This is a genomic window from Pseudomonas violetae (assembly GCF_023072615.1).
GTDB classification, from domain to species: Bacteria; Pseudomonadota; Gammaproteobacteria; order Pseudomonadales; family Pseudomonadaceae; genus Aquipseudomonas; species Aquipseudomonas violetae.
In genome coordinates, this window is the sequence record NZ_JAKNRW010000034.1 from 14039 (window position 1) to 33867 (window position 19829).

Consider the following 19829-nt stretch of genomic DNA (forward strand, 5'->3'; position numbering starts at 1 on the left):
GCGCCTGTTTCGCGCAAAGATCCAGAGGCCAGGCGCAACCCTTGTGGCGAGGGAGCTTGCTCCCGCTGGGCAGCGAAGCGGCCCCAAAACCTTCGACCGAATTTTTCCAGACGGACCGCATTCCTCAGCTTTGCGACTGCTGCGCAGCTGAGCGGGAGCAAGCTCCCTCGCCACAGGCAAGCGTCCTGCCTGGGCGTTATTCGTCGTCGAAGTTGTAGCTGCCCGGCGCGAGGTTTTCGAAGCGGGTGTATTTACCGATGAACGCCAGTCGCGACGTGCCGATCGGGCCGTTTCGCTGCTTGCCGATGATGATCTCGGCGATGCCTTTATGCTCGGTCTCCGGGTGATACACCTCGTCCCGATACACAAACATGATCACGTCAGCATCCTGCTCGATCGCTCCGGATTCCCGGAGGTCGGAGTTGATCGGGCGTTTGTTCGGACGTTGCTCCAGGGAGCGGTTGAGCTGCGACAGCGCCACCACCGGGCAGTTGAATTCCTTGGCCAAGGCTTTCAAGGAACGGGAGATTTCGGAAATCTCGTTGGTCCGGTTGTCGCCCCCGGAACCCGGAATCTGCATCAATTGCAGGTAGTCGATCATGATCAAGGCGACATCGCCGTGCTCACGCACCAGGCGCCGGGTCCGTGCGCGCATCTCCGAGGGGCTGATACCCGCCGTATCGTCAATGAACAGCTTGCGATCGTTGAGCAGGTTGACCGCCGAAGTCAGGCGTGGCCAATCGTCATCGTCCAGGCGACCGGCCCGGACCTTGGTCTGGTCGATGCGACCCAGGGACGACAACATACGCATGATCAGCGATTCACCTGGCATCTCCAGCGAGTACACCAGCACGCATTTGTCACTGCGCAGCACGGCGTTTTCCACCAGGTTCATCGCAAAGGTGGTTTTACCCATGGACGGACGGCCGGCGACGATGATCAGGTCTGACGGTTGCAGGCCGCTGGTCATCCCGTCGAGGTCGGTATAACCGGTGGACAGGCCGGTAATGGCGTTGTCGGTGTTGAACAAGGTGTCGATGCGGTCGATGGCCTTGGTCAGCAGGTCATTCACGCTCACCGGGCCGCCGGTTTTTGGCCGGGCCTCGGCGATCTGAAAGATCTGCCGTTCGGCTTCGTCGAGAATCTCTTCTGCCGTGCGGCCTTCCGGGTTGAAGGCACTGTCGGCAATTTCAGAAGCAATGCCGATCAGCTGACGCAAGGTCGCCCGAGCCCGGACGATCTGGGCATAAGCCTTGATGTTAGCGACGGACGGCGTGTTTTTTGCCAATTCACCGAGGTAGCCAAGGCCGCCAACTTGCGAAGTCTGACCCTCCTTGTCCAATTGCTCGGCCAGGGTCACGACGTCGATTGGCGAGTTCATGTCCGCCAGTTTGGCGATCGCACGGAAGATCAGACGGTGGTCATGTCGATAGAAATCACCGTCCGACACTTGATCGAGCACGCGTTCCCAAGCGTTGTTGTCCAGCATCAAACCACCGAGCACAGCCTGTTCGGCCTCGATGGAATGCGGTGGCACCTTCAGGGAAGCGGTTTGCAGATCGTATTGCTCAGGAGCGGAGATATCGTTCATGGCCACTTGGTTATATTAGAAAAGCAGGGTGTGAAAAACAGGAACCGCAGAAAGACAAAGGGCACGACCTGTAAACAGGATCGTGCCCGATGTTACCGGCAAGCACCCGAGGGTGCCAGCCGACAAGTGCTGCTTAAGCTGCTACCACGACAACGCGTACGGTGGCTTCAACTTCGGCGTGCAGGTGCACGGCTACGTCGAATTCGCCTACGTTGCGGATGGTGCCGTTCGGCAGACGAACTTCGCTTTTTGCAACTTCAACGCCAGAGGCGGTCAGTGCATCAGCGATGTCGTGGGTGCCGATCGAACCGAACAGCTTGCCTTCGTCACCAGCGGTGGCAGTGATAGTCACTTCCAGCTCAGCCAGTTGGGCGGCACGGCTTTCAGCCGAAGTTTTACGGTCTGCTGCGGCTTTTTCCAGCTCAGCACGACGCTCTTCGAACGCAGCCAGGTTGGCTGGGGTCGCAGCGGTAGCTTTGCCGTAAGGCAGCAGGTAGTTACGACCGTAACCAGCCTTAACGTTCACTTTGTCACCCAGGTTGCCCAGGTTGGTGACTTTTTCCAGAAGGATCAGTTGCATGTGAAAATCCTCTTAACTTTTAACCTTCACCGTTCGCGTTATCGGCGTCTTTCGGCGCCAGACGACCGCGAAAATCAATCAGGCTGTCGACGATGGCCAAGACCACCAGCAACGGATAGATCAGCTGCATGAACAGCAACAGCGTGACGTACAACCCCACCAGCCAGAACCTGGCCAATCGCTTCTGCGCCACCAGCCCATGAATCAGGGACAGTCCGGCGAACACCAGCGGTACGCTGCACAACGGCGTCAACATGGCCATCTGTGGACCGATGTTCGGCCCCAGAAGCATGCACGCCAGCAGCAACATCGCTGGTAGAAGCGGGAATCGGATGGCGCGAAATTCGCGACCAAAACCACCCGGGTTGTACAACAACGCCTGCCAGTAGCGCCCGACAATCAGGCTCAGCACACTGACGATTTGCAACAAGGCCGCAATCAGGCCAGTCAGGACCGGTGCAATCAGGGACGCAAAATGCGCTTGCTCGTCTACCGACAACTTCTGGTAGACATCGCCGAGTAGCGACGGCATGACCTTTATCAAGGCCTGCGCCAGCATCTCTATCTGGGGACCAAAAACCATCCCCAGCACCACCGAAAACACCACTCCCATCGCTATGCTGACCAGCAGCACGCGGCTCCAGGACTCGCTTGCGCGCAAAACCAACGCAAGGCTCCAAGACCCCAGCAGCACCAGAAGTGAGCGTGGGTCATCGGCATAAAGCCACCAGACCAAGGCCGGCAGCAGTCCCAGAGCAAGAACGCTCGTCGCGTCCTTCAATCCGCGCCGCAGGAGCACGAAGCATCCTGCGGCAGCACCCAACCAATACAACAACGGCAATGCCGCGCATCCAGCCACTACGAGAGTGGCCTGCATACGGCCGCGCATGATGAACTCAGCTATGGCACGCATGCATTCAATCCTTTGCTACGAGTCGACTGCCCGGTCTCAGCGGCCGTGGCTGTCGGTGTAGGCCAGCAGGGCCAGGAAGCGGGCGCGCTTGATAGCGGTGGCCAGCTGACGCTGATAACGAGCTTTGGTACCGGTGATACGGCTTGGAACAATTTTGCCGGTCTCGGATACATAGGCTTTCAGAGTGTTGAGATCTTTGTAATCGATCTCTTTCACGTCTTCAGCGGTGAAGCGGCAGAATTTACGACGACGGAAGAAACGTGCCATGTAATAGGCTCCTCAAAAGGTCCGTGGATTACTCGTCAGCGTTATCGCTGTTGTCGCTGTCATCACTATCAGCGCTTTCAGCGCCTTCGTGCTCAGGACGGTCGCGACGCTCACGGCGCTCACTGCGGTTTTCTTCAGCCTTGAGCATCTCGGATTGGCCGGTAACGGCTTCTTCGCGACGGATGACCAGGTTACGGATCACTGCATCGTTGTAGCGGAAGTTGTCTTCCAGCTCGGCCAGGGCCTTGCCAGTGCATTCAACGTTCAGCATCACGTAGTGAGCCTTGTGAACATTGTTGATTGCGTAGGCCAGTTGACGACGGCCCCAATCTTCCAGACGGTGGATTTTGCCGCCGTCTTCTTCGATCAGCTTGGTGTAACGCTCTACCATGCCGCCGACTTGCTCGCTTTGATCCGGGTGGACCAAAAAGATGATTTCGTAATGACGCATGAATGCTCCTTACGGGTTGTAGCCTGCCGCTCAAAAGCGGTCAGACAAGGAGTGAATGACACTTATGGACTTGCTTGCGATAGACACATGCGTGCCTGCCGTCACAGCAAGGGGCGCAATTGTAGAGAAGGGGCGGAAGAGGTGCAAGGTAATTGGTGATTATTTGAACAGTTCGTTCACCCACTATTTTTTGCCCCACCACAAACCACTGCGGGAGCGAGCTTGCTCACGATGAGGGCATGACATTCAACACTGATGCTGAATGTTACTCCGCAATCGCGAGCAAGCTCGCTCCCACAGGGATTACAACTGATTCAGGACTTTTTGCCGGTTCCGGCAGCTTTTACGCTGCGCTGACGCTGGGCTTCGAACAGACAGACGCCCGTCGCCACTGATACGTTAAGGCTGCTGACGCTGCCGGCCATCGGCAGATGCACCAGGTAGTCGCACAGGTCGCGGGTCAAGCGACGCATGCCGCTGCCTTCTGCCCCCATGATCAGGATGGTCGGGCCGGTCATGTCGTGCTGATACAGACTTTGTTCAGCCTCGCCAGCCGTGCCGACAACCCACAAACCGCGCTGCTTGAGCTTTTCAAGCGTGCGCGCGAGGTTGGTCACGGCAACCAACGGAATGACTTCCGCCGCACCACAGGCGACCTTACGCACCGTCGGGGTCAACGTGGCTGACTTGTCCTTCGGCACAATCACCGCCAGCGCGCCGGCCGCATCGGCAGAACGCAGGCAGGCGCCAAGGTTGTGCGGGTCGGTCACGCCGTCGAGCACCAGCAGCAGCGGTGCGCCGTCGGTGCGATCGAGAAGCTCGTCGAGCATCGCCTCACCCCAGACCTGGCTCGGACTCACGTCCGCCACCACGCCCTGGTGCACGCCTTCAACCCAGGCATCAAGCTCGCGACGCTCGGCATTGCCGACCGCCACGCGATTCTCGGCAGCGAGTTCGATCAGGGTTTGCACCCGAGGGTCGCTGCGACCTTCCGCCAACCAGATCTGCTTGACGCGTTTCGGGTGATGGCGAAGCAACGCTTCTACGGCATGCAAGCCGTAGATTTTTTCCAACTGACTCATGACTTGGCCTTAGGTTTACGCGCCCCGCCGCTTTTAGCTGGGGCCGAGCCCGCTTTGGGCGGGCCTTTACGGTGTTTGCTCGGCTTGCTGCCGGGAGCCTTGTCAGGCGCCGACCGCCCGGTCTTTCCCCCAGACGCCGCTTTACCGCCGCTTTTCGCTTCAGACAGCAATGCCTGCTTCAATTCACGGCTTTTGCGCAGCTCGGCGTTTTTCGCCGCCGCATCGCTCGGACGATAGGCTTCGACAGCCTTCTCCTTCGCAGGGCGACGACCGGCTTTGGCTGTAGCCGGCTCGGCAGCTGTTTTAGCTGCGGACTTGCTGGCAGGCTCGGTTTTTTCAGTCCCGCGCTTCTTGCGGCCGATTGGCGCGCTGATGGTTTTTTCAGCCATCTCGAAGTCGATCTTGCGCTCGTCGAGGTCAACGCGCATCACGCGCACTTCAACGGTGTCGCCAAGGCGGAAGCTGCGACCGGTACGCTCACCGGCGAGGCGGTGGTGCACAGGATCGAAGTGGTAGTAATCGCCCGGCAGCGCGGTGACGTGCACCAGGCCTTCGACGTAGATATCGGTCAGCTCGACGAACAGGCCGAAACCGGTCACGGCGGTGATCACACCCGGGAACGATTCACCCACGCGATCCTTCATGAACTCGCACTTGAGCCAGTTCACCACATCGCGGGTCGCTTCGTCGGCACGGCGCTCGCTCATCGAGCACTGCTCGCCAAGCTGCTCGAGGGCCGCTTCGTCGTACGGATAGATGCGCGCTTTCGGAATGGTCATCGCACCGGCACGGCGAACGTGCGGGGTGTCCTGTTTCGAATGGATGACGCTGCGGATCGCCCGGTGCGTGAGCAAGTCCGGGTAACGGCGGATCGGCGAGGTGAAGTGGGTATAGGCTTCGTAATTCAGGCCGAAGTGGCCCTGGTTATCAGCGCTATAAACCGCTTGGCTCAACGAACGCAGCATGACGGTCTGGATCAGGTGGAAATCCGGACGATCCTTGATGCTCGCCAGCAATGCCTGGTAATCCTTCGGCGACGGGCCGTCCTTGCCTTTGTGCAGGGACAGGCCGAGCTCGCCAAGGAAGGCGCGCAGTTTTTCCAAACGCTCCGGTGGCGGACCGTTGTGCACGCGATACAGAGCAGGAATTTCGTGCTTCTTCAGGAATTCCGCGGTGGCCACGTTGGCCGCCAGCATGCATTCCTCGATCAGCTTGTGCGCATCGTTACGAACGGTCGGACGAATTTCGGCAATCTTGCGCTCGGTGCCGAAGATGATCCGGGTTTCCTGGGTTTCGAAATCGATCGCACCACGCACGTGACGCGCGCCCAGCAGCACTTTGTACAGCGCGTAAAGCTGCTTGAGGTGCGGCAGGACATCGTTGTACTCGCCGCGAAGCTGACGCGCCTCGGTGAGTTTCGGCGTCTCCAGCATCGCGCTGACCTTGTTGTAGGTCAGGCGGGCGTGGGAATGGATCACGGCCTCGTAGAAGCAGTAGTCGGTCATCTCACCGGATTTGGAGATGGTCATCTCGCAAACCATGGCCAGGCGATCGACGTGCGGGTTCAGCGAACACAGGCCGTTGGACAACTGCTCCGGCAGCATCGGAATCACGCGCTCAGGGAAGTACACCGAGTTGCCACGCACCTGGGATTCGTTATCCAGGGCCGAGCCGATTTTCACGTAGCTGGAGACGTCGGCAATCGCCACGTACAACTTCCAGCCGCCGGAGAACAGGCGCAGCTTGCCCGGCTTGGCTTCACAGTAAACGGCATCATCGAAGTCGCGCGCGTCTTCACCGTCAATGGTGACGAACGGCAGATGGCGCAGATCGATGCGCTTCTCTTTGTCTTTCTCTTCGACTTCAGGCTTGAGCTTGGCGGCTTCTTTCAACACCGCCTCAGGCCAGACGTGCGGGATATCGTACGCGCGCAGGGCGACGTCGATTTCCATGCCCGGCGCCATGTAGTTGCCCACGACCTCGACCACGTCGCCTTGCGGCTGGAAGCGCGGGGTCGGCCAGTGAGTGATCTTCACCTCAACGAACTGACCGATCTTGGCGTTGGCGTTACGACCCGGCGTGACCAGCACTTCCTGCTGGATCTTCGGGTTGTCCGCGACGACGAAGCCGATACCGCCCTCTTCGAAGTAACGACCGACGATGGTCTCGTGGGCACGGGACACCACTTCGACGATCATGCCTTCACGGCGACCGCGACGGTCCAGGCCGGAAACACGGGCCAGGGCACGATCACCGTCGAACACCAGGCGCATTTGCGCCGGGCTCATGAACAGGTCGTCACTGCCATCGTCCGGCACCAGGAAGCCGAAGCCGTCCCGGTGACCGCTGATGCGTCCGAGGATCAAGTCGAGCTTGTCCACCGGCGCATAAGTGCCACGACGGGTGTAGATGAGTTGAGCGTCGCGCTCCATGGCGCGCAGGCGGCGTCGCAGGGCTTCGATCTGGTCTTCTGTGGTCAGACCAAACTCTTCGACCAGTTGCTCGCGGTTAGCTGGCGAACCCCGATCAGCAAGATGCTGAAGGATCAGTTCGCGGCTAGGAATAGGGTTTTCATATTTTTCCGCTTCACGAGCGGCCTCGGGATCGAGGGACTGCCAATCGGCCATTAGAGAGTTTTCACCTTGTCTATATGCGGGTTAGTTTGGCATAGGCGTAATGAAACGGGAAATTTCAGGCTGCGACAGCCCACCTAAAGCCCTTTATCGACACCTCAACGCTGATTTAAATGCCGCTGGTAACATTTTCCAGGTTTTTTTGATACCAGGGGTTTACAGTTAAAAAGACGCTCCGTATAGTGCGCGCCATCGACGACGCAGACGTTGTCGATACTGCCCAGATGGTGAAATTGGTAGACACGCCAGCTTCAGGTGCTGGTGACCGCAAGGTCGTGGAAGTTCGAGTCTTCTTCTGGGCACCAATTTCGAGCTTGAGATTAGTTCAATTTCAAGGCTCGCACAAAAACCCGCGAAAGCGGGTTTTTTGCATTATAAGCCTTTGATTTATTAAATTTAAATCAGGGGTTTACAGATCAAAAAGCTCTCCGTATAGTGCGCCACATCAACAGCGGCAACGCTGAAGATTATGCCCAGATGGTGAAATTGGTAGACACGCCAGCTTCAGGTGCTGGTGACCGCAAGGTCGTGGAAGTTCGAGTCTTCTTCTGGGCACCAATTCAAATTCAAGGTTTCGGCCTTGGATTTCACAAAAACCCGCGAAAGCGGGTTTTTGCGTTTCTGGCTTCCACAAATCTGTATTCGGCATCAATTTCCCCTCTAGAAGCTGCCAGAGGCTGCGATCTTTTGATCTTGATTGTTGACGGAGCTGAAGTCGCTGAAGATCAAAAGATCACAGCCTTCGGCAGCTCCTTATATCTCGACTATCGCTCCATCCCGCCCTTTTCCTGCACAGGCATTCCCACCCGCAAAGCGCACATGAGAAACAATATCGTTTATCATTGTTTCAAGTTTTTGCAATGCGACAGTGAGGAACCCTGCGAATGATGCTTCAAAATACCCTGCGCCGCGGCCTGACCATCACCCTGCTCGGCCTGGCAATCGCCACTCCCCTCACCCAGGCTGCTGATCCGGTCTCCCTGACGCTCTATAACGGTCAACACAAGGAAGTCGGTGACGCCGTCGCCAAAGCCTTCGAAGCCAAGACCGGCATTCACGTCAACGTGCGCAAAGGCAGCAGCAACCAACTCGCCAGCCAGGTCGTCGAAGAGGGTGAGCGCTCCCCTGCCGACGTGATCTACACCGAAGAATCGCCTCCACTGAACAAACTCGGCGAACAAGGCGTGCTAGCACCGACCGATGCGGCTACGCTGGCCCTGCTGCCCAAGGACTATGTCGGCGCAGACGGCACCTGGATCGGCATCACCGCCCGGGTTCGCGTAGTCGCCTACAACCCCAAGCTGATCGACGAAAAAGACCTGCCGAAGTCGGTCATGGAGTTTTCCGACCCGAAATGGCAAGGCAAAGTCGGCTTCGTGCCCACCAGCGGCGCGTTCCAGGAACAAGCGGTCGCCATCATCAAGTTGCACGGCATGGACGCAGCCGAAGAATGGCTGACCGGTCTGCGCGCGTTCGGCAAGACTTACAGCAACAACATGGTCGCCCTCAAAGCTGTCGAAAACGGCGAAGTCGCAACCGTGCTGGTGAACAACTACTACTGGTTTGCGTTACAACGCGAAAAAGGCCAGCTCGACTCAAAACTGTATTACTTCAAGGGCGGCGACGTCGGCGGGCTGATCACCGTGTCCAGCGCTGCCGTGCTCAAATCCAGCAAGCACCCCAAGGAAGCCCAGCAATTGCTCGCCTACATGGCCAGCGAAGAAGGCCAGCGCGTGATCACCCAGACCACCGCCGAGTACCCGCTGCACAAAGGCATGCAATCGGACCGCGGCCTCAAGCCGTTCAGCGAACTTGAAGCGCCTAACGTGACCCCCGCCGACCTCGGCAATGCCGAAGAAGCACTGGACCTGGAACGTGACGTTGGCTTGAACTGATGAGCGCATCGTTATCCGCCCCCGCCACGCGCGGGGGTTATGTGCCAAGGCGTAAGCGGCCATCTATCTGGTTGTTGCTGCCCGTGTTGCTGCTGGTTGTCCTCAGCCTTTTACCGTTAGTGTACGTCGGCCTCAAAACCTGGCAGGCCGGCTGGGCCGAGGCGTTGCATTTGCTGTGGCGGCCGTATGTGTTTGGCCTGTTGCGCAACACCCTGGCGCTGATGCTCGGCGTGACGGTCGCCTGCGGGGTGATCGGCCTGTCGCTGGCGTGGCTGCTGGAACGCAGCAACTTGCCCGGACGGCGCCTGTGGGGGGTTATCCTGTGCCTGCCATTCGCGGTGCCAGCGTTTGTCAGCAGTTTCACCTGGGTGTCGTTGAGCGCAAGCTTCGAAGGCTTGGGCGGGGCGATCCTGGTGATGACCCTGTCCAAATACCCGCTGATCTTCCTGCCCGTCGCAGCCACCTTGCGCAACCTGGACCCCTCCCTGGAAGAGTCCGCCCGGACCCTTGGCCAGAATCGCTGGGGGGTTTTTTTCCGGGTCACGCTGCCGCTGCTGTGGCCTTCATTGCTTGCAGGCTCCTTGTTGATTGCCCTACACATGCTGGTGGAGTTCGGGGCGCTGTCGATCATCGGCCTGCAGACCTTCACGACGGCGATCTACCAGCAGTTTGAGCTTGAATTCAGCAACGCCAACGCGGCGATGCTCTCGGCGGTGCTGTTGGCGTTGTGTCTGATGCTGCTATGGCTGGAATTGAAAGTACGCGGCAAGGGTCGACACGTGCGCACCGGCCAGGGTGCGGCGCGTCAAGCCGGACAGGTTCGCCTGGGGCCATGGGCTGTCGCGGGACAAGCCTACTGCCTGACACTGGCAATCATCGGCAGCGGCATTCCACTGGGAATGCTGGCGTACTGGCTGGCGGTAGGTTCGTCGGCGGCGTTCCCCGTAGCGACGATCAGCGAGGCACTGCTGTCGTCACTTGCGCTGTCGCTGGGCGGCGCTGCGCTGTGCCTGGTGCTGGCAGTGCCGGTGGGATTGCTGGTGGTGCGCCACAAAGGGCAACTGGCGATCTGGGCCGAGCGGTTGCCGTACCTGCTGCATGCGTTGCCAGGCCTGGTAATCGCACTGACGCTGGTGTATTTCGCCCTGCACTATGTGCCCGTGCTATATCAGACTTCGGCATTGCTGCTGATCGCTTACGCACTGCTGTTTCTACCACTTGCCCAGGCGCCGATTCGTACGGCACTGAACAAGGCTGCGCCACAGCTGGAAGAGGCGGCCCGCACCTTGGGCGCGTCGTCCTTCAGCGCGTTTTGCCGGGTGACGCTACCGATCATTTTCCCGGCGCTGGGGGCGGCGTTTGCGCTGGTGTTCCTGGATGCGATGAAGGAGCTGACGGCGACGTTGCTGCTGAGCCCGACCGGGCTTAATACCCTGGCGACCGAAGTGTGGGCGCATACCGCGAATGTGGAGTTTGCGGCGGCGGCGCCTTATGCGGCATTGTTGATTCTGGTGTCGGGGTTGCCGGTGTATTTGTTAACTACCCGGATGTATCTGAGCCGCTAAGACCGCCATCGCGGGCAAGCACGCTCCCACAATGATCTTCGGTGAACACACAATCTGTGCTCAACAGAAATCACTGTGGGAGCAGGCTTGCCCGCGATAGCGTCAGACTTGCCAATACAAAATCTAAGCCCTGAACTGCCCCAGGCTCGCCTTCAACTGCGCCGCCAGCCCATCCAGCACCTTACCGCTAGCAGTGGTCTCCACCACCGCCTGGGCGGCCTTCTCGGCCTGGGCATGAATGGTTTCAACCCGCCCCCGCACCGCCTGCGCGCCTTGTGCCTGATGCGCCGCCGCCTGCGTTGCCAGGCCAATGGCCGCATGCACCTGCTCGACCGACGCCTGCACCGACTGCTGCAACCGCGCACTGTCGCGCAATACCAGCAAGCCTTCATTGGCCTGGCGCCCGGCCTGGCCAATGGCAGCCACGGCCTCGCGTGCGCCTTGCTGCAGGGCGACGATATGCGCCTGAATGTCACCGGTTGAGCTCTGGGTCTTGCTGGCCAACGCCCGCACTTCATCTGCCACCACCGCAAAGCCGCGACCGGTTTCCCCGGCACGGGCCGCCTCGATGGCCGCATTGAGCGCCAGCAGGTTGGTTTGCTCGGCGATTCCGTGGATCACCGTCAAAACCACCTCAATCTGCTCGCTCTGCTGCGCCAGGCGCTCGATAACCTTAGACCCAGTATCGACCTGCCCGGCCAGCGCTTCTATCAGACTGCCGACTTTGGCCGAGGTCCGGGTGTTCTCATCGGTGGCCGAGCGAATGTCCACCACCTGCTGCAAGGCCGCCTGCATCGCATGACTTTCCGACTGCGCCTCATCGGCCATTTGCGAAAGCGCCCGCAGGCTCTCGGCCACTTCATCGCGCTGCATTCCTGCTGCGGCATCAGCCCCGGCATTGCGCAAGGTCATTGCGCCGATTTCCACCCCGGTGCGCTGCGCCACATCCCCAGCTTCGCGCACGATGGGTTGCAACTTGTCGACGAAGCGGTTGACTGCCGAGGCCATGTCGCCGATCTCGTCCTTGCTGTTGATTTGCACGCGCTTGGTCAGGTCACCCTCGCCCGCTGCGAGATCGTCCATGGCGGCAATCAGCAACTTCAGGCGATTGACCACGCGACGACCAAGCACCACCGCCAGTAACAGCAGCACCCCAAAGCCGACCACAGCCAGGCCCATGCCGATGCGCCAGCGCAAAGTACCTGCCGCTTCCTGCACCGTGGCGGCGGTGTTGGCCTTCATGTCCGACGCAGTCGATTGTGCCGACTGCAGGCGCGCACGCATTGCTGTCGCGCTGTCAGCGGCGGCGCCCTTGAGGCTGTCGTCGACCAGTTGATCACTGCTGGCAATCAACGCCGAGAAACGCCTGTCGAGCGCCGCCAGGTCAGTTTCGACCGAAGCGGTCGAGACGCCCATCAGCACTTTGCCAATTTCCACCCCGTTCGGACTGATGGAGGCTTCGAGGTAGTAGACCGAAGGATCGTTCTTCGCCGCGTCCAGCACCTTGTCCAGCGCCCGCTCGCCTTGGCCTTTTGCCAGCAGCGCCTTGTTGATCGGGTTCTCGCGGTTCAGATAACGCGTGAGGTGCTGCCCGGTGGCGTCGTCATACACCACGAACAACACATTGGGATTGCGCTGGGCCCGACGGGCAAATTCGGAGAGCGTGGGGACGTCGCTGTCCCACACAGCACGAGGTGCCACCGAGGCCAGCAGCTGAGCCATGTCGTTGGCGGAATCCTTGAGACCCTTCTCCAGGGTCGCGCGCAGTTGCGCCTGCTCATCTTCCAGTTTCGAGGACAAGCCCGCCGTGAGGCGCTGGCGCGTGCTGGTAGAAAGGCTGTCGAGACTCGACGTGACTTCCCGCCCGGCTTGCTCAAGCTCGCCGGACAACTTCTGACTGTCGGCGCCCAGGCGCACAGCCAAATCAGCTTCCAGTGCAGTCACCGTGCTCCTTGTCAGGGCGACGGCCACCAGCACTTGCACCAATAGGGCGATACCGAGGGTAACGAACACGGGCCGCAACAAACGGCTTTGTAACAATGAGAGAACGGCCGACACTAGGAATCCCTCTGCTTGACGCCATTAAATTGATGGCACCCCACAAAAGATGCACTTAATGAAGATCACAGCAAAGGTCATGCCGCCCGGCAGGCAGAAACGAAAAAGGCCCCAATCGAGGGGCCTTTGTCTTTTACATCAACAGCTTATTAAGCGAACGGGTGACGCAGAACGATGGTTTCGTTGCGATCCGGGCCCGTCGAAATAATGTCGATCGGCGCGCCGATCAGCTCTTCAACACGCTTGATGTAGGCACGGGCGTTAGCTGGCAGCTCTTCCAGGGTCTTGGCACCCACGGTCGATTCGGTCCAGCCCGGCACTTCTTCATACACAGGCACCAGGCCCACGTAGCTGTCAGCGTCAGTCGGAGCAACGTCCTTGCCTTCTGCATCCTGGTAGCCGACGCAGATATTGATGGTTTGCAGGCCGTCGAGCACGTCCAGCTTGGTCAGGCAGATGCCCGAGATGCTGTTCACATCGATAGCACGACGCAGGATAACGGCGTCGAACCAGCCACAACGACGGGCACGGCCGGTAGTCGCGCCGAACTCGTGGCCTTGTTTGGCCAGGTGCGCACCGACTTCGTCGAACAGCTCAGTCGGGAAAGGACCCGAACCGACACGCGTGGTGTAGGCCTTGGTGATGCCCAGGATGTAGTCCAGGAACATGGGACCCACACCCGAACCGGTCGCAACGCCACCAGCGGTGGTGTTGGAGCTGGTCACGTACGGGTAGGTACCGTGGTCGATGTCGAGCAGCGAGCCTTGGGCGCCTTCGAACATGATGTCTTTGCCAGCGCGACGCAGGTCGTGCAGCTCGGCGGTCACATCCAGCATCAGCGGCTTGAGCAGCTCAGCGTATTCCTTGCACTCGGCCAGGGTCTTGTCGAATTCGATGGCGGGCTCTTTGTAGTAACCCACCAGCATGAAGTTGTGGTAATCCACCAGTTCACGCAGCTTGTCTTCAAAGCGCGGCATGTTGAGCAGGTCGCCCACACGCAGGCCACGACGTGCGACCTTGTCTTCGTACGCCGGGCCGATGCCGCGACCGGTAGTACCGATCTTCAGCTCGCCACGGGCCTTTTCACGGGCCTGGTCCAGCGCAACGTGGAAGGACAGGATCAGCGGGCAGGACGGGCTGATACGCAGGCGCTCACGCACTGGTACACCCTTCTCTTCCAGCTTGGTGATCTCACGCAGCAGGGCGTCCGGTGCAACCACCACGCCGTTGCCGATCAGGCACTGCACGCCTTCGCGCAGCACGCCCGACGGGATCAGGTGCAAGACGGTTTTCTCGCCGTCGATCACCAGGGTGTGGCCTGCGTTGTGGCCACCTTGGTAGCGCACTACGGCGGCAGCATGTTCGGTCAGCAGATCAACGATCTTGCCTTTGCCCTCATCACCCCATTGGGTGCCCAGGACTACGACATTCTTACCCATAACACTTGTCCTCTTCGCGCAAACTTGGTGCCGGCCACGGGCCGACAGGAAAACTCAAGAAGCCAGTGGCGATACTTGCCACAGCCCGTTCTGCTGAATCAATTGCCGGTCGCAGTCCGCTTCACGGGCGGCGGCCAAAGGTTGCCCAGGCAGCGCCTGAACGACACGCTGACCCTCGCTGCGCAACTGGCAAACCTGCTGCCAGAGTGCCGCATCCGTACTGTCAGGCATCCAGATACCGCCAGACGGTAGCTCGATCTCAGCACGCCCCAGGGTCACCAGGGTTTTCAAATCGGTGGAGAAGCCGGTAGCCGGACGGGCGCGACCGAAGTCGGCGCCGATGTCGTCGTAACGACCGCCTTGGGCGATGGACTGGCCAACGCCCGGAACGAACACCGCGAACACCACACCGGTGTGGTAGTGGTAACCGCGCAATTCGCCCAGGTCGAAATACAGCGGTAATTGCGGGAAGCGAACGGACAGCCGCTCGGCAATTGCCAGCAAGTCGTCCAGCGCCGCCAGTACTGGCGCCGGCGCATTGGCCAAGCGCTCACGGGCAGCTTCCAGCACTTCACGACCGCCGCACAGGTCGACCAACGCCCGCAGCATGCCCGACAAATCGGCAGGCAAGCCCTCGGTCAAGGTAATGACCTCGTCGATGGCCTTGCGTTGCAGCGCATCGAACAACTGCTGCTCGACTTCACCGGACAAACCGGCGGCGCGCGCCAGGCCACGGTAGATGCCGACATGCCCGAGATCCATGTGCACGTCCGGCACATCGGCCAGTTGCAGCATGGCCAGCATCAGGCTGATGACTTCCACGTCGCTGCTCGGGCTGCCGTCGCCGTACAGCTCGGCGCCCAGTTGAATCGGGCTGCGCGAGGACGACAAGGCGCGCGGCTGTGCATGCAGGACGCTGCCGGCATAGCAAAGGCGGCTCGGGCCTGCGCGCCGCAGGGTGTGCGCGTCAATGCGCGCCACCTGCGGCGTGATGTCGGCACGGAAGCCCATCTGGCGGCCCGACTGCGGGTCGATGACCTTGAAAGTACGCAAGTCGAGGTCCTGGCCCGCGCCGGTCAGCAGGGACTCCAGGTACTCGATATGGGGAGTCACGACAAACTCGTAACCCCAGCTCTGGAACAGATCCAACACCTGGCGGCGCGCTACTTCAATGCGCGCTGCCTCCGGTGGCAGTACTTCTTCGATGCCATCTGGCAGCAGCCAGCGGTCTACCGTTGCCATTACGCCATTCCCCTATGATCCGGCCGGCCAGCCGTTGGGCGAGCCTTGAGTGAAGCAGAAAATGACAGGCCCCTACGCAAACCAGCGCGCATGAGCAGCAGGGCGAAAAGCCTGCAATCGGCTTCGCCTGCCATTTCCCTCGAAAAATCTGTCGAGTCGTTCAACTCGGGTGCCTGCATAAAAAACAATCAAACGTGCAGACGCAAAAAAGCCGGGAATTTCCCGGCTGCCGCATCATACACACGTTTTCCTAAAGGATCACCCCGCCCGAGGCTTTAGCCGCCAGGCGGGGGATGATTCAGGTCACGCCGTATCAAGGTTTGGCTTTTTCCAGGTAACGGAAGAAGTCGCTGCTTGGGTCGAGGACCATGACGTCGGATTTGCTCGCGAAGCTTTCACGGTAGGCTCGCAGACTACGATAGAAACCGTAGAACTCCTGGTCCTGACCGTAGGCCTTGGAGTAGATCGCCGCCGCCTGGGCGTCGCCGTCACCGCGAACCTCTTCAGATTCACGATAGGCTTCAGCCAGCAGCACTCGACGCTGACGATCGGCGTCGGCACGGATGCCTTCGGCCAGCTCGTTACCCTTGGCGCGGTGCTCGCGAGCTTCACGCTCACGCTCCGAACTCATGCGCTCGAATACGCTGCGGTTGACTTCCTTCGGCAGGTCGATGGCCTTGACCCGAACATCGACGACTTCGATGCCCAACTCTTTCTCGGCCATCTTGTTCAGCGAAGCGGTGATGTCAGACATCAACGCATCACGCTCGCCCGAGACAACCTCGTGCAACGTGCGCTTACCGAACTGGTCACGCAGACCAGATTCCAGACGACGGGAAAGACGTTCGTTAGCGATCTGCTTGAGGCCGGATGTTGCCGTGTAGAAGCGCTCAGCATCTTTCACGCGCCACTTGGCGTAGGCATCGACCATGACGGCTTTCTTTTCCAGCGTCAGGAAGCGTTGCGTGGGTGCATCAAGTGTCAGCAGGCGGGCGTCGAATTTGCGCACCTGGTTAACGTAAGGCACCTTCACATGCAGGCCCGGCTGAACGTCAGCCTGGACCACGCGACCGAACTGCAGCATCACCGCACGCTCGGTCTGAGCCACGATGTAGAAGCAGTTCCAGGCAGCGATCCCCACGACGACCACGACAATAAGGGCGATCAGCGATTTATTGCTCATCAGCGACTCTCCCTGGTACGTGTCTGCTGTTGCTGCAGATCAGCTGCTGCACGCGCATTCGCTTCATTACTCGTGGCTGCTGCGCCAGTCATCGGAGCGTTGGCGCTACGACCACTGTCAATCATCTTGTCCAGCGGCAAGTACAGCAGATTGCTCTGGCCATTCTTGTTACCGGTCACGAGGACCTTGCTGGTATTGCTGAAGACTTCCTGCATGGTGTCCAGGTACAGACGCTCGCGGGTAACTTCAGGTGCCTTGCGATACTCGCTGACCAGTTTGGTAAAGCGATCGGCCTCACCCTTGGCGCGCGAGACGGTTTCGTCACGGTAGCCATTGGCATCTTCAAGGATGCGCTGGGCCTGACCACGGGCTTCCGGCACGACGCCGTTGGCATATGTTTCAGCCTGGTTGCGCGAACGCTGCTCGTCTTCACGGGCACGGATCACATCATCGAAGGCTTCCTGTACTTCACGCGGTGCCGCTGCGCTCTGCACGTTGACCTGGGTGATGGTAATACCGGTGCGATAGGTATCCATGAAGCGTTGCAGGCGCTCCTTGATTTCGCTGGCCATCAACTCACGACCTTCGGTTAGTACCTGGTCCATGGCGGTGGAGCCCACTACATGGCGCAAGGCGCTTTCAGTCGCGTGCTGCAGGCTGATTTCCGGCTGATCGACGCTCAGCACAAAGTCCTGCAGGTTGCTGATCCTGTACTGCACGGTCAGTGGCACTTCGACGATGTTCTCGTCTTCAGTCAGCATTTGACCCTGCTTGGTGTAGGCTCGCTCACGCGTGACGTTTTCCAGGTACTTGCGATCGATCGGCGGGAAGTAGATGTTCAGGCCCGGACCAACTGTTTCATAGTACTTGCCGAAGCGCAGCACCACGGCTTGCTCCTGCTCGTCGACGACATAGACCGCGCTGTACAGCCACACAGCCGCCAGCACGACGAGCACGATGCCAAGAATGCCGCCGAAGCCGCCACTCTTGCCCGAACCGCCGCCATCATCACCACGTTTCTTACCACCACCGAACAACCCGTTCAGGCTTTCCTGCAGCTTTCGGAAGGCCTCGTCGAGATCCGGTGGTCCCTTGCGGTCGCCGTTATTGCGGCGCTTGCCACCCCAAGGATCCTGATTATTCGAGTTGCCACCCGGCTCATTCCAAGCCATAGCGCTCTCCATCTGATAAAGCAAAGACGCACCCACGGCGCGCCGACCAATGCTACAGAATGCCTGCGACTGCGGCACAACCGCTTTCTAAGGCTTTTATTGCAAAGTGTGTTGCTCGATAAACTCTGTCGGTACAACGCCTTCACGGCTGACCAGCCGATTAAGCTCCGAGAGCGGCAATCGAACGGCCAGCAAGCTGACCCCTTCTTCGTCATATTCTTCTTTCTGCACCGCACCGAGCTCGAAAAACTGCGCTCGCAGTCGAGCGAATCGTTGCGGTAAGCGCAAGGTACCCACAAACAACTCACTGCCCAGCAACTCGGCGATGGCTTGCTCAAGCAATTCCAGGCCACTGCCATCACGCGCCGACAGCCAGACCCGTTGAGGCTTGCCGTTTTCGTCACGCTGGATTTGTGGCTCAACGCCCTCAAGCAGATCGAGTTTGTTATAGACCTCGAGGATCGGCAAGTCCTGGGCACCAATCTCGCCCAGCACCACCATAACCTGTTCGATCTGCAACATGCGATCCGGTTCGGCCGCATCGATCACGTGCAACAGCAGGTCGGAGTTGCTCGACTCTTCGAGGGTAGACCGAAATGCCTCGACCAGCTTGTGCGGCAAGTGGCGAATGAAACCCACAGTGTCGGCCAGGACAATCGGCCCCAGGTCGTCTAATTCCAGACGGCGCAAGGTCGGATCCAGGGTGGCGAACAACTGGTCAGCCGCGTACACATCGGATTTCGTCACGTTATTGAAGAGCGTGGATTTGCCGGCGTTGGTGTACCCCACCAGGGACACGGTAGGGATATCCGCACGCGTACGGCCACGTCGCGACTGTTCGCGCTGGCTGCGCACTTTTTCCAACCGGCCTTTGATCTGCCGCAAGCGAACTCGCAGCAAACGGCGGTCGGTTTCCAGCTGGGTTTCACCTGGGCCACGCATGCCAATACCGCCACCTTGACGCTCAAGGTGGGTCCAGCCACGAACCAGCCGGGTGCTCATGTGGTCAAGCTGGGCCAGTTCTACCTGGAGCTTGCCTTCATGGGTACGAGCGCGCTGGGCGAAGATATCGAGAATCAGACCGGTGCGATCGATCACGCGGCACTCGAAAACACGTTCGAGGTTACGCTCCTGACTCGGCGTGAGGATGTGATTGAAGATCACCAGGTCTGCCTTTTCGGCATGGACCAGGTCGCGGAGTTCCTCGACCTTGCCGCTGCCAATCAGAAATTTGGCGGTTGGCCGATGACGCGGCACGTTAAAAAACGCAACGGTCTCGGCGCCGGCCGAATTAGCCAATTCCTGAAACTCCTGCGGATCTTCTCGCGCCTCAGGGTCCTGTCCATCCAAGTGAACGAGGATCACTCGCTCACCACCACCGTGGCGCTCAAAGAACAAAGGAGACTCCTATCAGGCGTTACCTGGCTCAGCGTCACCCGCTTCGGATTCGGTTGCACTAGGCAGACGAATTGGACGAACCGGCACCACTGTCGAGATAGCGTGTTTGTAAACCATCTGGCTCACGGTGTTCTTCAGCAGGATGACGAACTGGTCGAAAGACTCGATCGTGCCTTGCAGTTTGATCCCGTTGACCAGGTAGATGGAAACCCCCACTTTCTCTTTACGTAAAGTATTAAGGTAAGGGTCTTGTAGCGAATGCCCTTTTGACATGTGCCGCACTCCTTTAAGGATTCAAAATAAAAAATAGGTAAACAGATGGCTTGTGGCCGTCACACCCCCAAGGATAGACGGCAATTG

17 protein-coding genes and 2 tRNA genes are annotated in these 19829 nt (G+C 59.4%); 5 read left to right on the top strand and 14 right to left on the bottom strand.

From position 1 onward, the window contains the following. Positions 1–196: 196 nt before the first annotated feature. The 7 genes from dnaB to rnr all read right to left on the bottom strand — a co-directional run bounded on the left by dnaB (position 197) and on the right by rnr (position 7511). On the bottom strand, positions 197–1591 hold the full coding sequence (gene dnaB, locus L9059_RS25230; RefSeq protein WP_123599736.1) for a replicative DNA helicase: 1395 nt from the start codon (positions 1589–1591) through the stop codon (positions 197–199). Between the two features lie 133 nt (positions 1592–1724). After that, positions 1725–2171, bottom strand: a complete 447-nt coding sequence (gene rplI, locus L9059_RS25235; protein ID WP_008035347.1) for a 50S ribosomal protein L9 — start codon at positions 2169–2171, stop codon at positions 1725–1727. A 19-nt stretch (positions 2172–2190) separates the two neighbouring features. After that, a complete protein-coding gene (locus tag L9059_RS25240) occupies positions 2191–3084 on the bottom strand; it encodes a YybS family protein (RefSeq protein ID WP_247293568.1) in 894 nt (297 codons plus the stop codon). Between the two features lie 36 nt (positions 3085–3120). Then, positions 3121–3351, bottom strand: coding sequence for a 30S ribosomal protein S18 (gene rpsR, locus L9059_RS25245; RefSeq protein WP_002551829.1), 231 nt, complete (start codon positions 3349–3351; stop codon positions 3121–3123). Between the two features lie 28 nt (positions 3352–3379). Beyond that, positions 3380–3802 (bottom strand): 30S ribosomal protein S6, encoded by a 423-nt coding sequence (gene rpsF, locus L9059_RS25250; RefSeq protein ID WP_003217491.1) that lies wholly within the window; start codon positions 3800–3802, stop codon positions 3380–3382. A 314-nt stretch (positions 3803–4116) separates the two neighbouring features. Next, positions 4117–4884, bottom strand: coding sequence for a 23S rRNA (guanosine(2251)-2'-O)-methyltransferase RlmB (rlmB, locus tag L9059_RS25255; protein WP_247293570.1), 768 nt, complete (start codon positions 4882–4884; stop codon positions 4117–4119). After that, positions 4881–7511 carry a ribonuclease R gene (gene rnr / locus L9059_RS25260; RefSeq protein WP_247293572.1) on the bottom strand — a complete coding sequence of 877 codons (2631 nt, stop codon included), beginning with the start codon at positions 7509–7511 and terminating at the stop codon, positions 4881–4883. Before rnr ends, rlmB begins: the two co-directional genes overlap by 4 nt. A 224-nt stretch (positions 7512–7735) precedes the next feature. Between rnr and L9059_RS25265 the strand changes: the two genes are divergently transcribed. From L9059_RS25265 to L9059_RS25285, 5 genes are all read left to right on the top strand, one after another. Beyond that, positions 7736–7822: transfer RNA gene (locus L9059_RS25265), tRNA-Leu, on the top strand. A 166-nt stretch (positions 7823–7988) separates the two neighbouring features. Beyond that, a tRNA-Leu gene (locus L9059_RS25270) sits at positions 7989–8075 on the top strand. Further along, on the top strand, positions 8046–8405 hold the full coding sequence (locus L9059_RS25275) for a hypothetical protein (RefSeq protein ID WP_247293574.1): 360 nt from the start codon (positions 8046–8048) through the stop codon (positions 8403–8405). Before L9059_RS25270 ends, L9059_RS25275 begins: the two co-directional genes overlap by 30 nt. Next, the gene (locus L9059_RS25280; RefSeq protein WP_247293576.1) at positions 8402–9412 is read left to right on the top strand and encodes an iron ABC transporter substrate-binding protein; all 1011 of its coding nucleotides are present in this window, start codon (positions 8402–8404) and stop codon (positions 9410–9412) included. Before L9059_RS25275 ends, L9059_RS25280 begins: the two co-directional genes overlap by 4 nt. Then, positions 9412–10977, top strand: coding sequence for an ABC transporter permease (locus L9059_RS25285; RefSeq protein WP_247293577.1), 1566 nt, complete (start codon positions 9412–9414; stop codon positions 10975–10977). The genes L9059_RS25280 and L9059_RS25285 overlap by 1 nt, the downstream gene beginning before the upstream one ends. Positions 10978–11100: 123 nt before the next feature. Here the strand turns inward: L9059_RS25285 and L9059_RS25290 are convergent, their stop codons facing one another. The 7 genes from L9059_RS25290 to hfq all read right to left on the bottom strand — a co-directional run bounded on the left by L9059_RS25290 (position 11101) and on the right by hfq (position 19742). Beyond that, the gene (locus L9059_RS25290) at positions 11101–13035 is read right to left on the bottom strand and encodes a methyl-accepting chemotaxis protein (protein ID WP_247293579.1); all 1935 of its coding nucleotides are present in this window, start codon (positions 13033–13035) and stop codon (positions 11101–11103) included. A 149-nt stretch (positions 13036–13184) separates the two neighbouring features. After that, entirely contained in the window at positions 13185–14474 is a 1290-nt protein-coding gene (locus tag L9059_RS25295) for an adenylosuccinate synthase (protein WP_045061833.1), read from the bottom strand. Positions 14475–14528: 54 nt separating this feature from the next. After that, entirely contained in the window at positions 14529–15716 is a 1188-nt protein-coding gene (locus tag L9059_RS25300) for an ATP phosphoribosyltransferase regulatory subunit (protein ID WP_247293581.1), read from the bottom strand. A 313-nt stretch (positions 15717–16029) separates the two neighbouring features. Then, entirely contained in the window at positions 16030–16899 is an 870-nt protein-coding gene (gene hflC, locus L9059_RS25305; RefSeq protein ID WP_247293583.1) for a protease modulator HflC, read from the bottom strand. Further along, entirely contained in the window at positions 16899–18071 is a 1173-nt protein-coding gene (hflK, locus tag L9059_RS25310; RefSeq protein ID WP_247293585.1) for an FtsH protease activity modulator HflK, read from the bottom strand. Before hflK ends, hflC begins: the two co-directional genes overlap by 1 nt. A 96-nt stretch (positions 18072–18167) precedes the next feature. After that, positions 18168–19469, bottom strand: coding sequence for a ribosome rescue GTPase HflX (gene hflX, locus L9059_RS25315; protein WP_247293587.1), 1302 nt, complete (start codon positions 19467–19469; stop codon positions 18168–18170). Between the two features lie 12 nt (positions 19470–19481). Next, positions 19482–19742: an RNA chaperone Hfq gene (hfq, locus tag L9059_RS25320; protein WP_007902656.1), complete on the bottom strand. Its 261-nt coding sequence runs from the start codon at positions 19740–19742 to the stop codon at positions 19482–19484. Positions 19743–19829 lie beyond the last annotated feature (87 nt).

What these genes read in the sequence shown, in the direction of transcription:
- dnaB (WP_123599736.1), bottom strand. Translation starts at nt 1,591, where the DNA reads ATGAACGATATCTCCGCTCCTGAGCAATACGATCTGCAAACCGCTTCC.
- rplI (WP_008035347.1), bottom strand. Translation starts at nt 2,171, where the DNA reads ATGCAACTGATCCTTCTGGAAAAAGTCACCAACCTGGGCAACCTGGGT.
- L9059_RS25240 (WP_247293568.1), bottom strand. Translation starts at nt 3,084, where the DNA reads ATGCGTGCCATAGCTGAGTTCATCATGCGCGGCCGTATGCAGGCCACT.
- rpsR (WP_002551829.1), bottom strand. Translation starts at nt 3,351, where the DNA reads ATGGCACGTTTCTTCCGTCGTCGTAAATTCTGCCGCTTCACCGCTGAA.
- rpsF (WP_003217491.1), bottom strand. Translation starts at nt 3,802, where the DNA reads ATGCGTCATTACGAAATCATCTTTTTGGTCCACCCGGATCAAAGCGAG.
- rlmB (WP_247293570.1), bottom strand. Translation starts at nt 4,884, where the DNA reads ATGAGTCAGTTGGAAAAAATCTACGGCTTGCATGCCGTAGAAGCGTTG.
- rnr (WP_247293572.1), bottom strand. Translation starts at nt 7,511, where the DNA reads ATGGCCGATTGGCAGTCCCTCGATCCCGAGGCCGCTCGTGAAGCGGAA.
- L9059_RS25280 (WP_247293576.1), top strand. Translation starts at nt 8,402, where the DNA reads ATGATGCTTCAAAATACCCTGCGCCGCGGCCTGACCATCACCCTGCTC.
- L9059_RS25285 (WP_247293577.1), top strand. Translation starts at nt 9,412, where the DNA reads ATGAGCGCATCGTTATCCGCCCCCGCCACGCGCGGGGGTTATGTGCCA.
- L9059_RS25295 (WP_045061833.1), bottom strand. Translation starts at nt 14,474, where the DNA reads ATGGGTAAGAATGTCGTAGTCCTGGGCACCCAATGGGGTGATGAGGGC.
- L9059_RS25300 (WP_247293581.1), bottom strand. Translation starts at nt 15,716, where the DNA reads ATGGCAACGGTAGACCGCTGGCTGCTGCCAGATGGCATCGAAGAAGTA.
- hflC (WP_247293583.1), bottom strand. Translation starts at nt 16,899, where the DNA reads ATGAGCAATAAATCGCTGATCGCCCTTATTGTCGTGGTCGTCGTGGGG.
- hflK (WP_247293585.1), bottom strand. Translation starts at nt 18,071, where the DNA reads ATGGCTTGGAATGAGCCGGGTGGCAACTCGAATAATCAGGATCCTTGG.
- hfq (WP_007902656.1), bottom strand. Translation starts at nt 19,742, where the DNA reads ATGTCAAAAGGGCATTCGCTACAAGACCCTTACCTTAATACTTTACGT.